Annotated in this window: 10 protein-coding genes; 6 read left to right on the plus strand and 4 right to left on the minus strand. The window is 41.1% G+C overall.

The window, feature by feature from the left end; translation table 11 throughout:
* Positions 1-181 precede the first annotated feature (181 nt).
* The 3 genes from ACTQ9S_RS01800 (at position 182) to ACTQ9S_RS01810 (ending at position 3,697) form a co-directional block, all read left to right on the plus strand.
* Entirely contained in the window at positions 182-2,284 is a 2,103-nt protein-coding gene (locus ACTQ9S_RS01800; protein WP_350656482.1) for a hypothetical protein, read from the plus strand.
* 217 nt (positions 2,285-2,501) lie between these two features.
* On the plus strand, positions 2,502-2,966 hold the full coding sequence (locus ACTQ9S_RS01805; RefSeq protein ID WP_068036170.1) for a hypothetical protein: 465 nt from the start codon (positions 2,502-2,504) through the stop codon (positions 2,964-2,966).
* A 53-nt stretch (positions 2,967-3,019) separates the two neighbouring features.
* Positions 3,020-3,697: a hypothetical protein gene (locus ACTQ9S_RS01810; RefSeq protein ID WP_440453478.1), complete on the plus strand. Its 678-nt coding sequence runs from the start codon at positions 3,020-3,022 to the stop codon at positions 3,695-3,697.
* A 4-nt stretch (positions 3,698-3,701) separates the two neighbouring features.
* On the opposite strand, the gene ACTQ9S_RS01815 is transcribed toward ACTQ9S_RS01810, so the two are convergent.
* The gene (locus ACTQ9S_RS01815; RefSeq protein ID WP_440453480.1) at positions 3,702-4,454 is read right to left on the minus strand and encodes an IS5 family transposase; all 753 of its coding nucleotides are present in this window, start codon (positions 4,452-4,454) and stop codon (positions 3,702-3,704) included.
* A 17-nt stretch (positions 4,455-4,471) separates the two neighbouring features.
* On the opposite strand from ACTQ9S_RS01815, the gene ACTQ9S_RS01820 reads away from it, so the two are divergent.
* From ACTQ9S_RS01820 to ACTQ9S_RS01830, 3 genes are all read left to right on the plus strand, one after another.
* Positions 4,472-5,989 carry a hypothetical protein gene (locus ACTQ9S_RS01820; RefSeq protein WP_440453481.1) on the plus strand — a complete coding sequence of 506 codons (1,518 nt, stop codon included), beginning with the start codon at positions 4,472-4,474 and terminating at the stop codon, positions 5,987-5,989.
* A gap of 148 nt (positions 5,990-6,137) precedes the next feature.
* Positions 6,138-11,456 carry a hypothetical protein gene (locus ACTQ9S_RS01825; protein ID WP_440453482.1) on the plus strand — a complete coding sequence of 1,773 codons (5,319 nt, stop codon included), beginning with the start codon at positions 6,138-6,140 and terminating at the stop codon, positions 11,454-11,456.
* Between the two features lie 123 nt (positions 11,457-11,579).
* Positions 11,580-12,512: a hypothetical protein gene (locus ACTQ9S_RS01830; protein ID WP_440453484.1), complete on the plus strand. Its 933-nt coding sequence runs from the start codon at positions 11,580-11,582 to the stop codon at positions 12,510-12,512.
* An 87-nt stretch (positions 12,513-12,599) separates the two neighbouring features.
* Here ACTQ9S_RS01830 and ACTQ9S_RS01835 read toward each other — a convergent pair whose 3' ends face one another.
* The 3 genes from ACTQ9S_RS01835 to ACTQ9S_RS01845 form a co-directional block, all read right to left on the minus strand.
* Complete coding sequence (locus ACTQ9S_RS01835; RefSeq protein WP_440453485.1) at positions 12,600-13,292, minus strand: TetR/AcrR family transcriptional regulator; 693 nt, start codon at positions 13,290-13,292, stop codon at positions 12,600-12,602.
* A gap of 221 nt (positions 13,293-13,513) precedes the next feature.
* Entirely contained in the window at positions 13,514-14,542 is a 1,029-nt protein-coding gene (locus ACTQ9S_RS01840) for an endonuclease/exonuclease/phosphatase family protein (protein ID WP_440453487.1), read from the minus strand.
* Between the two features lie 386 nt (positions 14,543-14,928).
* Positions 14,929-15,462, minus strand: coding sequence for a hypothetical protein (locus ACTQ9S_RS01845; RefSeq protein ID WP_440453690.1), 534 nt, complete (start codon positions 15,460-15,462; stop codon positions 14,929-14,931).
* Positions 15,463-15,710 lie beyond the last annotated feature (248 nt).

Raw genomic sequence — 15,710 nt, forward strand, 5'->3', positions numbered from 1 at the left:
CCTAAGCTTTAATAGCGCCACCTTAAATCAATATTTAATTTTTGGCATATATTTTGCACATTCCAATCTAAATTCAGTGATTTTTTGCCTTTAGTCATGCTTTAGTTACCGTTTACGGTATAAGCACTTTAATCATTCCACATTGTAATGTTTAGAGTAAATTTAGCTCCGAGGGAATAAGATGCAAGAAAGTAACCATGCGACCCCCAAAAGACATATAGACATAAAACCAGTACTAGGCCTAACTATATCCACTCTATTATTTATAGGATTAAGCACAAGTAGCCAAAATGCACATGCCAACCCATTCTTACCATCATCTACCCCAACCTCTACAGCAGGTAGCTGTCCAGCTAACCATAAGATGTACTATATTGGAGCCACTCCACCTTCAGGATCTGTCAACCAGTCACTGAACTGGACCGATGGTGCGCTCAGTCGCGACTTTACATTCACAGAAGGTAGCGATATCAAAACCTTCAAAATTAGCTTTCCATTACTTGTAGATATCTATACTGATACTAATCAGATTACAAAGACCTCGCCTTTCTTCGGCTCTATAACTGGTGCGACGTCAGCAGCATTAAACTTAGTTCATACCTCCCCTGCAGTCAAGAATAACCATAATCTGAATATCAGCATTAATCGTACAGTAAGTAAAGTGGGCTACAAGATACAAGATTTGGATTCAACTGTTAATAACAATAATCAAGCGCCATATATAGAGCAAGTTGATGTCTCTACCAATGGTGGGCAAGTAACATTCAATAGTATCTTTCAAACCATAAACGCTAATAGAAATATAGTCACTGCAATCAAAGGTAAAAACTGTGGTGTTGGAGAATGTAATGTCGATGCTAATTGGAATTACAACCTCGCCAACACCTCTCTTATTTTGAGACACAACAATACACTTAGCGAATACAATAGTCCGCATGCTATTGGCTATTCAGATTTTTACTTCTGTCTTGCTCCTCCCAAAATTATTGTTAAAAAACAGCTTGATGGTAATCGCGTCAATGATACTAATATCAATCGCGATCAGTTTTCTATCAGTATCAACAATGCTACAACATCACTCAAGACTTTTGAAACGACTGGCTCAGGACAAGTTGTTACTAATGATAATAGCGGTGTCGTAGAGCTTGCAACCAGTACGACTTATACGATCATTGAGCGCGTTACGAACAATCAAAACAATGGCGATATCATTGCCTACAATGCGGCTTACACTTGCAACAACGCTACGACTGGTAGTACGACCGTCATGCCTACTACTGCGATGACTTATAACGCGTCTGCCAAAACTCGCTCATTTACTATATCCAATGCCACTCATGGCGACGAGATCACTTGTACTATTACTAACAGTCCATCTGCTAGTGTCCCATCGAATTATACCTTTGCAGGTATCGTCTTTAATGACAATGGCGGTATCACAGCTAGCACCAGTACTAAGCAGGATATTTCTGCGGCCTTTACAGGTAACGGTAATTATTATAATGGTGTATTTGATAGCAATGAATCAGGTATCTATGACCCTAACTTACGTATCAGTCTCACTGATTGCAATGGCAACAATATCGTATCCACTTCACCCAATCCGCAAACCGTCTCAAGTGCTGCAGCAAGTTTAGGTAGATATAGTTTCAGCGTCAGCCCAAACGTCCTTGTAGGTAGATCAAAAGTTTGTCTAGTTGAAACTGAACCAAACCCTTGGGACTATAGTGAAGATACGACTATTAATACTCAAGAAGTCGCGCTAGTCGCTAACGTCTATAACTATAAAACTGAAAAGAACAGCTCAGGTGATGTCACACGCAATCTTGATTTTGGTGAAGTAAAAGCAGACAACACAGCGTTGGTACTCAAAAAGCTCCAGTATGTACATACCTGTAATGACACGCTTAACTACTCTAGCATCACTAATACTAGTCAGCCGACTACAGGTTTTAGTATCAATCCAGCCAATGATGTTAAGCCAGGAAACTGTATCGCTTATAAGTTAGAAGCTTACAATCGTGGTCATGTTGACTTGAATGAAGTTAAAATTAACGACTCTTTACAGCGTACGCCCGTCGAGTCTGTATTTAACTTGCCAAGACCGTTAGGAAACCCTTCATCAGTATTCAGAAGCACTAATACATCAGCACCTATAGGCGTAAACGGTGTAATTATTTCTGATGCCTTTGATTTATTAAAAACGTCTGTATCTTCAACGGAGCCAACTAAGGCAATTTTATACTTTAATACTAAATATGGCTCTAAAAATACAAACCCTTAAATGACTAAGGCTTTGATTTTTTAAGTAATTCACATCCCACTGAGGAACTCGTAAACGTCATTTATCGGTTATTTGGTGACTATTTATCGGTTCTCTGTGAGAATAAAAAACAAAAAATTGTTGCACTTTTTACTAGCAAACCATTGTTCGTACTCACATTTTTATGTAGGTTGGCAAGGATATTGCACGTAGAATTTACCCAACTGAGGATTTTGATATGAAATTATTTCAATTTTTACGCCACGCTCTTATCACCACTGCAGTATCTGCATGCTTAATCAATATATCGTACGCAGCAGATGCTCTAAAAATGGAGCTACAGGCCAATAAGATTGTAAAAACTGCTGACGGCAAGGTCAGCTACATTGCAGCATCAAATGCTCAGAAGGGTGAGACCGTACAGTACCGCGCTACTTATACCAATGTCATTGATCAGCCTATTAGCGATGTTGCTGTGACTCTCCCTATTCCTGCCAGCATGATATTTACTGGCGAGGCAAAACCAAACAGCGCACAAGCAACTATCGATGGCAAAAATTATGCTGATATGCCGCTTGTACGTAAAGTAGATGGCAAAGTCGTCAAAGTTCCATTATCTGAATACAAAGCTCTTCGTTGGAATATTAAATTACTTCCTGCAAAAAAATCAGCAGATGTATCACTTAATACCACTGTCAACTAAACCTTTTAACTTTGACCTTAGCTATTCATTTTTTTACTCAGGAGAATCTCTGGATGAAATCCAGCACCTTTAAGTACTCAGTATTGACAGTCGGTATCGCAGCGGCTTTTGGCATGACTAATGTTGCGAATGCAGCTGAATCAATAGCCGCATCGACTCCTACCATTAAAAACATAGCCAGTGCTACGTATAAAATAGGCACTGTTGCGCAAACTGCGGTTCAGTCTAATCCTGTAACTGTTAACATCACGCAAAGTGCAGCCTTCAGTTTAACGGCTACAACTACTGATGATAATGCTGCCGATGACTATAACCGCAACATCATTGTGACCCCGAAAGGTCGTGTTGCCTTTAACCATATCTTAACCAACTCAGGTAACGTAGAAGATACTTATAAGCTTAACTTAGCTCAGGGCGGTACTATTCCAGGTAGTACGCAAGATGCAAGCTCTTATGATCTAGACGCTACCAATGTCACTTACATTATCTATAATGCGGATAATTCTGTAAAAAGCACTACTACTGTTACTGGTACCGTTTTTCAAAACACTGACATTACACTTAAACCTAATGAGCGCGCTGAGATCTTAATTTCAGCAAAAACAGCAGGGAACGTTGGCGGTAACTCACAGAATTTAACGTTATCAGCAGTCAGCGACTTCTTCACAGGTGCTGATACCACTAAGGCGACGTTAACCAATATCGATAACAGTATTACTAGGGCGTGTTGAACATTCATAATTTTAGCCAGATATAAGCACAAGCAAGAGCGACCGTATTCTCATAACTCTGTCTTAGCTTATCAAATCTGGTGGCAACCGCTCTATACTGTTTTAGCTTAGCGAAAGCATTTTCTACTAAATGTCGTGCTTTGTACAAGTCCCAATCCATATGGTCGTTAGAGGACTTGGTGTTTCGTTTCCGAGGGATATTATTACAAGTTGCTGTTTGTTCAATATACTCTCGTAGTGTGTCAGAGTCATAGCCTTTATCTGCACATACAACGTCTGTCTTGCTCAAATCAACCTTATCTACTAAGTCAGATGCGACTTTAACATCGTGGGTTGTGCCATCTGACAGAATAAAGGTAATCGGATTGCCATGAGCATCGACCGCTAGATGAATTTTAGTGGCACGTCCTGCGACACTCTTACTAATGGCTTGAGCAGCTTCATGACGACCACTACTGTGCTGATGTGCCTTGATATGAGTACCATCTATAAACACCCACTCAAGGTCAGGCTCTCTGATAACTAAAGCAAATAGTCCAATGAGCTTATTACTGCGAAACCAGCGTTGATAAGCCTTGTAGACAGTATTGGGCTTTCCAAAGTAAGCCGGTAAATCGCGCCAAGGACAGCCAGTTCGCATACGATAAAGGATGCCCTCAATGGTCAGTCTCAGATTTCCTTTGTCATAGATATTAAGTTCTAGTAATATAGGTCTTAGTCTTGTCCAGTGTTCATTTTTGAGCATAGTACGAGGCATAGCGAACGAGATCTTTTTTGTGTGAGAACTTAAAGATTACCCGTTCGCTATTTTTTTTGCCAGAAATTTATACTCAATGTTCAACACACCCTAAGGTAGCTGTATTTAAAATTACCAGTAAGGTAAGCAGCACCCTAAACCTAAATGATCCAACATCGAAGGTCACTTATACCGTCACTGTCCGTAACGATGAGACTGCACCTTATGCTGCCAATGCCAACAACATCGTTGTTTTCGATGGTTTACCAGAGGGCTTACGTCTAGCAGATCAGCCGAACTTAAGCGTCAGTAATAATGCCACTATTGTACCGGGTAGAGAAGGTAAAGGTACTAGCACTTCTAACGATAGCATTAGAGTTACTTTATTGAATTTAGCACCAGGTGAAACAGCCACTATTACCTTCGATGTGCAAAAAGATCAAGCCGAACCACTTGCTGATCCTAAAAAAACTATCAACCACGCCTCTATAACTCTCAATCTTGGTGAAAACCAAATCATTTATGACACTACGGATAGTACTGACCCTAAACAAAATACCAGTAACTTCTATCCAGCTGCTGATGATAGTGAAGTTACAGACGGTACTGTTAGTACAACTACTGGTAGTGACTCAGCAGCACCTTTAGTTTCTAACCAGCGTGCTATTAACATATCGTCACCTACTACTAAAGAGATACCAACTACTACGACAGATACGACGCAGATTACACATTCAGCTGTCATAAGAAATACTGGTAGAGAGACTGAAGGCGATCAAGTAGGTGAAATTAAATTCACTATCACTGAAGGTGCCAACGACCAAATCACCCGAGTACCGAACACGGTAGAGGTGGTATATGATGCTGACGACAACCCAGCAACTCCCAACCTCACCTACACAGTCACACGGGACGGTAATGGCGATTATGATCTAAGTACAGCCGTACCCAAAAATGGCGGAGCAGCATGGACTGGTATGGCACCGAACTCAAGTGTCACTATCAACTACAAAGTAGAGTCTACACAAGCAATCATTGACTCCACTGAAAAAACCTCAGTTACGTTAGTCGTTGGTGGACAGGATGCGCCTACGGTAGGTGCTCGCTCTGTTGAGAATACTACTATAGTAAAAGGTCTAAAGCTGGTCAAAAAACAAGCACTAAATGAAACCTGTGCTGTCAATGCTTCTCTTGTATTTACACAAGGTGATGTCGCTGCAAAACCCGGTGATTGTATCGTCTATAAAATTACAGCCTTTAATAACTTTTCAGCATCGGATACACGATTTAACTTCACTGACCTGATCGTAACGGATACGACAGATCGCTTTAATAATAAAGCTCAAGTACTAACTTCAAGTACTACCCCTGCCTTTACTGTCAAGCTAGCCGAAGTAGCTGACGCAGATACATCGCCTGCAGACAATACTTATGGGGCATCAGCTAATTCTACTGCTGTTAGTGGCACGGTACCTAGCTTAGCACCTCAAAAATATGCAGCATTAGTATTTTCGGTAAAAATTAATCCTGACGGTGCTGCTCCTGGCTCACTTTAGCATTACGTAAATTACTTATTTTTATATACCGTTATCTGTGATTAAGCTTATAGATAACGCAAAAACTGTCTTTGCTTAGGTTGCTCTACAAGTAAGCAAAGCAAAGACAGCCCCTCTGTTTTTGGATTTGATTGGATAATCACGTAATATGACATTTCACTGTATCGCTCAGTCTACTCGTCTATCGGCTAAAGCAGCCAAGCTATCTGCATTAACGGCAGCTATACTGATTATGCAATCAAATTCCGCTGCGGCAGCTACGTCTGATGTACTCAGCATCATCGATAATATTGCCAATGCTCACTATTACGTTAGTAATGACAAAGCAGTATTATTAACCAGCACCTCAAACCAAGTAAAAGTCCAAGCATCTGCGTTAGAGAAGTATGACCTTCGCCTAAGCCAATCACCATTGCAGACTGTAGCGTCTGGCAGTGAAGTGATATGGAAAAACCTATTAACCAATAATAGCTATAGTGATGAAACCATCGCTCTAAGCTACGATATTCCAAGCAGCCTATCTAACTTTACAGTCTATCAAGATATCAATAAAGACGGTCTGATTGATTCAGATGACTTATTGATCACCAATCTCAACTCAATCAAAATTGGGCAAGGTGAGAGTATTCAGCTCATCGTACAGGCTCTTACTGATAGAAATGCAAAAGATGGTGATACTGCTGATATTAAGATTGGTGCAGTCGTCGTTGAAGATGCGTCAGTAAAGGCAGCTGTGACCGATAGTTTAATTATCGTCGAGCCTAGTATTAATTTCACTACTTGGAACTTTAACGGTAGCAAAATAAATTCGCAAATTGGCGATGACATTTATGTTGAAGCCAGCTATGCACAATGTAATGTACAGCCTGATAAACCAGATCAAGTTTGGGTGACTATCAAGTCTGCTAATCCACCAGTTGGAACTGGTGACACTTACTCACTTAAAGCTATCGAGACAGGTAATAACACGGGAAAGTATCGTTTATCAGCGCCAACACAAAATAATGCCAATGCACTCGATGATAATATTCTTCAAACCTTACAAGACGACACGCTACAAGCTAAACTGGTCGCCTGTATTGATCCTTCTGTCGGTCTCGATCAACAACCTAGTCAATCTGATCTAAACTACATTGATGAGCAGATTAGTAGTGAAGTCGCTATCATTGACGAGACTCCCGACTTACAAGTCAAAAAAGAAAGCGATGTCAAAACTGCTGAGCTTGGCGACTACGTCAGTTACACTATTAAAGTCACCAATGACAATAGCGTCGCAACTGCTTATGACGTCCAGCTAAAAGATGCCCTACCACGTGGCTTTGATTACGTGAGTGGTAGCTTACGCATTGATAAGGCTCAAACCACTGAGTTTAAAGCAGATGGTAAATACCAGGTTTTAAGTTTAGGTAATATGGGTCCTAAGACAGGAAAAGAAATTACTTATCGCGTTCTAGTAGGCTCATCCGCCTTGGGCGGTGACGGTATTAATCGCGCTATCGCTCAAGGTCGCAATGAAAACGACCAAGTATTAGTCTCTAGAGAATCACAATGGAAAATTGATGTCAGCCGCGGCGTTATGAATACCGATGGTATCATCGTTGGTAAAATATACCATGACATCAACCGCGATGGTATTCAACAAAAAGATAATGATGAGCTTGGCGTAGCTGGTGTTCGTATTTATATGGAAAACGGCAACTATATCGTCACAGATCCTGAAGGAAAATATAATTTCTACGGTATCAGCGCCAAGACTCACGTACTAAAAGTTGATCGCACGACTTTACCTATTGGTACTGAACTCATTACTCAAAGTAATCGTAACGCAGGCGATGCCGGTAGCCGTTTCGTCGACTTAAAATATGGTGAAATGCATCGTGCAGATTTTGCGTTGGTAGGCGGTATGGCCGACAGTACTGAACGTTTAAATCAAGAACTTATTACGCGTAGCAAAAATATTAGTGCTAAAAATGATGCCCTTGAGCAAGCCGTCAAGAGCGAGTTGGCTTTGGAGCCTGATTACGACCTCAATAATGACGACAATGTCGATGCCAGTGGCTGCAAGTCTAATGATGAATTAGACCGTGGTATTCAATGTGACTCAGCAATTGTTGCTGATATGGCTAACCCTACTGACGAGCGTGTTAACCTAACGGTCAATACTATCGCACCTCCAAAACAAAAAGAGCTTGAAGAATATCTGAAAAAGGTGGCTAATAATGATGTAGCCTTCATTAACTTGAGCTCGGGTCAACAGTTGAACTCGTACAAGCAGTTGGTTCAAGTTCAAGCACCATTAGGCTCAAACTTTACCCTATATGCTAATGGTAAAGCCGTATCAGAAGAAAAAATCGGTAAAACAGCTGAACAAGCCAATCAAAGCGTTACTGCTTTTGATTATTATGCTGTTGATTTTAAGCGTGGTAGCAATACCTTACGCGGCGTTGCCACTGACGTAACAGGCAAAGTTATCTCAGAGCAAACCATCGACATCATCGCGCCTGACAGCTTACAAGCGATTAATTATCGTACTCAAGAGCGTTTGATTGAAGCTGACGGTGTGAGCGAATACCAAGTAGTCATTAGCCTAAAAGATCGTAACAACCTTCCTTACATCCCATCAACACCTATCACTATCGATACCAATATTGGACGTATCAATCTAAAAGACAGTAATAAAGATCAAGCTGGTACCCAGTTTAGTGTAGACGGTGGCGAGCTACTGATTCCAGTAATTGCACCAAATGCGCCAGGTAAAGGTGAGTTGATTATCGATACTGGTAGCAGCAAACAAGTGATTCCGCTACAATTTACGGCAAAGCTACGCCCGCTCATCGCGGTTGGTATTGTAGAAGGCGCTATATCATTAAAAGACTTTGATAGCGGCAGTATAACCGATGCCCAAGGCGCATTTGAAGAAGAGCTACATGAATTTGCAGGTGGTGACGACTATTCAGCAACTGGTCGTGCGGCGATGTTCCTAAAAGGCAAAGTACGTGGAGACTATCTGCTGACCCTAGCTTATGATAGCGACAAAAAAGGCGAACGTCTGTTCCGTGATATTGATCCAGGTGAATATTATCCAGTATACGGCGATTCATCAGCCAAAGGTTTTGACGCTCAGTCTACGAGCAAGCTATATATTCGTTTAGATAAAGGTCGCTCATTTGCTATGTACGGCGACCTAAAAACTCAGATTGATAACGACGATGGTATTAAGCTTGGTAAATACAGCCGCACTTTAACAGGTATTAAAGCTCAATTTGAGGATACCGATACCCGTATCACGACTTTCCTCGCTGAAACCAGCTCATCACAACGTGTTAATGAAACGCGTGGTCTCGGTATTTCGGGTCCTTATCCACTCGCTGGCGACTTTGACGCGGTACTCGAAAACTCTGAAACCATCGAGGTCATCACTCGTGATGCGAATAACCCTGGCCTGATCATTAGCCGTGAAACACTAACGCGCTTTGCTGACTACGAAATTGATCCTATTAGTCGCAGCCTGTATCTTAAAGCCCCTATTGCTAGTCAAGATATTGATGGCAATCCTATCTATTTACGTGTCACTGTTGAAGTGGACGAAGGCGGCGAAAACTATTGGGTCGGTGGCGTGGCAGGCAAACAACAATTAACAGATAAAGTCTCTGTCGGTGGTAGCTACATCAATAGCGATGATCCACTAAATAAAGAAGAGCTTGCCAGCGTTAACAGTGTGATCAAATTTAACGACAAGTTAAAACTGGTTGCGGAATATGCCAAGAGTAAAGCTGAAAACCCTGACTATGAGCCTAGCAATCAGATCAATGTAAAAGAGCTAAAAGAAGGCGACAATGCAAAAGGCGACGCCCTACGCATCGAGCTAAACTACGATGATAAAAACCGCACGCGCGCTAAAGCTTATTATAATAAAGCTGATGAAGGCTTCGTTACTGGTGCCTCTCCACTAACCGCTGGACGTACTGAATCTGGAGTAGAAGTCACTCATAAGTTAAAGAACAAAACAACTGCGCTAAAGTTTGAAGGCATACGTACCGAAGACCATACTACCGAAGCCAGTCGTGAAGGCATACAGGCGAGTATCGAACAACGCCTAAGCCAAAACATCGTTGGTGAGATTGGACTACGTTATTATAAACAAGAAGCGACTGCTGCCTCACGTAATACGCAAGCTGCAACTGATGTCATAAACACTGATATTGTAGATGAGGATGAGAAGCCAATATTTAATGACAGTCTGATTAACCAGTCGGCACTTAATGGCGTAAATACTTTAGAAAAAGATATCGAAGGCATGACCGCCCGCGCCCGTATTACTGCTCGCTTGCCTAAGCTTAATAAAGCGTTGGTGTTTGCTGAATATGAGCAAGATATTGATCATAGCGCACGTAACGCAACCTCTATCGGCGGCGAAACTCCGCTAGGTAATTTAGGTCGTCTTTATGCGCGTCATGACTTAATCAACAGCCTATCAGGCAGCTACGGTCTTGATGATACCGATGAGCGTCAGCGTACTGTTGTAGGTTTTGATGCCACCTATATGAAAGATGGTAAGGTCTATAGTGAATACCGTGCTCGCGATGCTATTAGTGCACGTGAAGCTGAAGCAGCTATTGGTCTAAAGAACAAATGGTATGTCCAAGAAGGTCTGACCTTAAACACTTTATTTGAGCGTGTTGAATCGCTTGAAGGTGAAAAAGATAGCACTGCGACCGCAGTTGGTTTTGGTGTTGAATACCTTGCCAAAGAAGACTACAAAGCATCAGGCCGCCTAGAAAAACGCTGGGGTGACACTAGTGATACGCTGCTCGGTAGTGCCGGTATCGCCTATCGCTATACTGATGACATTACCCTACTGGCAAAAGACATCTACTCACGAGTAGACTATGACGATGGTCATCGTACTATCAACCGCTTTCAGCTTGGTGCTGCCTACCGTGACTATGACAGTAATCAGTTAGACATGCTAGCCAAGCTTGAATATCGCTTAGACGATAATGACACGGGCACTGATCCGTATCAAAAAGACTCACTAATATGGTCATGGAGTGGTAACTATCATCCAACACGTCCATTGACGTTATCTGGACACTATGCGGGTAAATACAATCAATACCAAGCTGATAATCTCGAGAGCGAAAACACAGCTCATGCCGCCTATGTGCGCGGTCTATACGATATTGGCGAGCGTTGGGACGTTGGCTTGCAAGCAGGTACATACTGGAATAATCAAGCCAACGATTTAGCTTATATGTTAGGTGCTGAGGTTGGTTATAGTCCAATGACTAACTTGTGGTTGTCACTTGGCTACAATTTCATGGGCTTTGAAGATGAAGATATCGCTTATGATGATAGTACTCAAGAAGGCGCTTACTTTAGACTACGCTTTAAGTTTGATGAAGACTTGTTCAAACGTGATGATCCACGCAAAAACAAACGCCTAAGCGCTGAGTCTAAGTACTGAGACTAAGTACTGAGACTGAGACTTAAGCGATATGTAGCTGATAATATAGTCTTATATATGTCCATTACACTAGAACTTATAAGACAGCTCGTAAACGAATTACCATAATATAAGGCTTGCGTTATGCTAAATACTTCACAACTGATAGCGTCAGTAGCGGCCTATAAGCGCCATACATATACTGCATTTTCTGTTATGGCTTTAGTATCGTTGTCGCCATTGGTACAGGCTGCAGATAGCGTTCATACTCATACCAACCTAGCTAAAGATAATGTTATTTCAGTCAGCCCCTGCTATGACGCTAAAGCCGCGCAAAACGTTCGTCTAAAATATAAAGTGACCGAGCAGCAAACTATCGACTGTCTGCTGACCGAGCTTGCCTTATACCAGCAAAGCCCACTAACCTCACGCCAACAATATTTTGCTTATAAAGCCCAAGCTTGGCTTAACTATGCTTCTCATGAAAATAGTATTAAAAGCAGCACACTAGCGGGTAGTCAAGCATTAGAAGCTGGTGCTAGTATTTTACAGAAGCTACGAAGTAAAACTGATAACGACTTAAATTTAACGACTGATATTCCATCGACGTCTGCTTTGATGAGGCCTGATTTGTGGGCAATAATAAGCGCTCTAAAAGACAATGCTTCAAAAAATAGCCACAGTATAATTATTGCGCCACGTGAGCTAGCATTTAGTGAGGTTGCCCTAATCTGGGCAGCAGCTGATCAATGTGCGCACGGTTGGCGTCAGTCTGGCACGCATTTCCGTATGGCTGAACGCTGGTTAGAGCAGGTACGTGAAGCATATGTTAATGCTCATGACTCAGAGACTAACGTAGCACTCCAAAATGCAATTGTCGATTACTATGAGCAATATGCACCATTAGATCCACATGATGATGTTTGTCATGGTCAATCATTACCTCCGACGACTCAAGCTGCTGACAGCAATACCAATAACAGGTTACTTTTGGCGCAATCTACAATGATACCGATGCCAATACCGACCGCCACTTATCGTATTGGATATCAAACTATAAGTCATTTAATTGAATAGAGTACTGATTGTAAGACACAAAAAAGCTGGCATCGCGCCAGCTTTTTTATTATGTCGTATTAGTAACCTTATTTTGACAAATAAAACTTAACGGTTTTTGCGTGGTAGCTTTTCTGGCAGATAGCAGCGCAGATAAGCAATAGATGCAGTGGTAGCTTCTTGCAAATAGTTATCTGTAATACGCTCATGGCGGCGGTAAGATAAAGTAAAGATACCGTTAATAATACTATAAGTCACTAAGAATATATCTTGAAGATCTTCAAACTTTGGCATCTCATAACGTTCTGATAGACGCTTATAGACTAACTCAACGATTTGATGATCCATATCTTCACCGAAGCTATCACCTTCAAAATCTGGTGTATTAGTATCATAGATCAGCTTAGCTTTGGTCTGGTCATCATGAAAGATATTTACGCAGCGTTGGATAAGCGCAGTCAAGTAACCCTGCCATCTATCGTAATCTACAGTCTCAACGGTAGTGAGAATCTCTAGAATCTCAATCGCATTTAAAAAGCGTAGCGCTAAAAAAATAGCTTCAATATTAGGGAAAAAGTGATAAGCAGAAGCTCGTGGAATGCCTGCTTCTTCACATACATCAGCTAAACTAATATCGTTAATAGAACGAGTTTCGCTTAGTTTTTTTGCACCCATCAATAACTTTTGACGGCGTACGCGGCCTTGCTGACTAGTAAACTTAAACTTATTAGGCACCAACTTCTTTGCCAATTCTGAATCGACCAATATGTCTTCTATTTTGTCATCTCTGTGATCACTCATTATAAACCTCTTAGTATTACGCCCTATTATGTATAAATACGATCTTCATCGAATAACATTAGCACTAAATCAGCATGCTAATGTCAGTTTAGTGGTAAATATTGTTACTACTATATCCAATGAAGAAGCATCATAAACACTTGCACATTATCAAACAAGGGGCGTGAACGGATTAGAATGATAATGTGCCAATTAATGATATAACCAACTGCAAAATATGATTAATCGTAAAGTTTTATCTTTGCTCGGACAATGCCATGGTCAATTACTCTATCTGAATAATCCCACTTTAAATGATCGTTAAAGTAGTCTACTCGCTCAACATGACCTAGCGAAAACTTGCTATCAGGCAAAAACTCTTCTGATACGAATAGTTGATCAATGACCTCTGGTATACCTTGATAGATGTGCGTATAAGCGACATCTTTCATCCAACCATAGCGAGCTTGGATACGAGCAGCATCGAACAATGCGACATCACGCATACTTTTGTCATAGTTCACCTCGCCAGTCTCAGCCATTAGTTGAGTAGTTACGCTACCAGTGACATCATTCATATCACCCAACAATATCAATGGCTCACGAGTATGTTGTAGCCGCTTGATAATAGACATACGTATTGATGCAGCTTCTGCCGCTCGCATACACAAGCTGCGCAGCTTGGCACGAACACGGATATTAGGGTCATCCATATCTTCTAATAAGTTGCCTGACTCATCACGTAAAAAATAAGCGCGTTTACTTTTAAGGTGAGCTGTGACAATTGTTATTGGTTGACCATACGCATCAACACGTAGTAATAATGGTGGACGATTAAATTGATGATAAGGTCCAACATCAGGGATATCCATTACCGCTTCAGGGACTATGTTCTCTAACAACGTAGTTTCTAACTGAGCAAAGCGGCTAATAAAACCGACAGCTGGCGTTTTTTGCGCGCCGTGGCCTTGAGTATATTGACTAGTACGGTCATTACTAGCAAGTGGAGCAATCACATGTTCTGCTTTAAAACCTAATGAAACAGCTAATGCTTCTAGAGCGTCACTATCCCACACCTCTTGTACCGCAATAATATCTGCATGGGCTTTAGAAAGTAATTCGGTTATTCCTTGCAACTTATACTGGTAAGCCTTACGGTCATATGCTGGTGCATTGTCATAATAAATTCGATCAGGATTGGCAAAATTAAGTAGATTAGCAGTAGCTATGTAAAATTGCTTTTGTTCATCATTATTCGCATGACGATTCATAGTTTACCTATTCTTATTTTTATTTGGTTTTATATTATTATATTGCACTAAAAATATCACTCTACTAAGAGGTCAAAATTGTCTCATAATCCTTTATGATTATGCTGTCTTCTGGCAGTTAATTATAAGATATTAGAAAATAAAACAATGAGCAAATAAAAAAGCTTCCAAAGTCATCTTTGGAAGCTTTAACATAGCATAAATTACATTAGTTGGGGCTGTCAGTCAGGCTACGTATACATTTATCACCTTGTAATTCACAAAGCAGTAAGTTTCTGTACACTATGCTTACCACTTCTCACTCAATTGAAATAATACGGCTTATATTTGAACAATTCATAATTATATATTAGCAAATGAGATGGCAATCTAGTCTCAAATAATAATTAACTAACACGGTTCCACGCATCACGTGATGCATGACGAGCATCATCCCAAGCTAGACGTGATTCGCCCTTTACTTCTTCCCATGAACGCTGCAAATCTGTTTCATGATCTTCGAAACGCGCGTCACTAGGATAACGTGCTCGGTTAGCATAACCTACTGCATAAGCTGGATGTAGATCACGGTCAAAATCGTGTCCTTGCTGATAATAACTAGCATTGGCATGTTCTGCACGCCAATAAGCTTCTTCACGGGTTGGGTCAATAGCTTCTGCTGCTGCATGACCTGCGCCGCCACCAACAATAGCACCAATAGCGCCACCAATTAATGTACCCAATGGTCCTGCCATCGTGCCAATAGCTGCGCCTGCTGCGGCACCACCGATGCCACCAATACCTGTTCCTACTGGATGTGATCCTGGCTCACCAGTAATAGGATCTGCATTAAGATCTTCTCTCGATTCTTTAGACATGTGCTTGACAGCAGTACGATCAATCGCATCATGATCCTCTATAATATTGTCATTTTCATGCATAATGACAGTATTATTGATAGTATGATCACTACCAGTTAATCGGCGCTCATTGTCATCGATGATACGCTCTCTATCGCCAACTTCAAGATAGTCATCAGTAAGGACACGGTCATTATTATCGATTACGCGGTCGTTTATAAGATCATTGTCATGTTTATTCATAATATTATCCTTAAATTGATAGTTATATACTTATTAGTTATTAATTTGAAATGGATTAAGTTGTATTAATCAATCACATTTGAAGT

Origin of the sequence: Psychrobacter sp. ASPA161_9, assembly GCF_051970275.1 — a bacterium.
Classification (GTDB): Bacteria; Pseudomonadota; Gammaproteobacteria; order Pseudomonadales; family Moraxellaceae; genus Psychrobacter.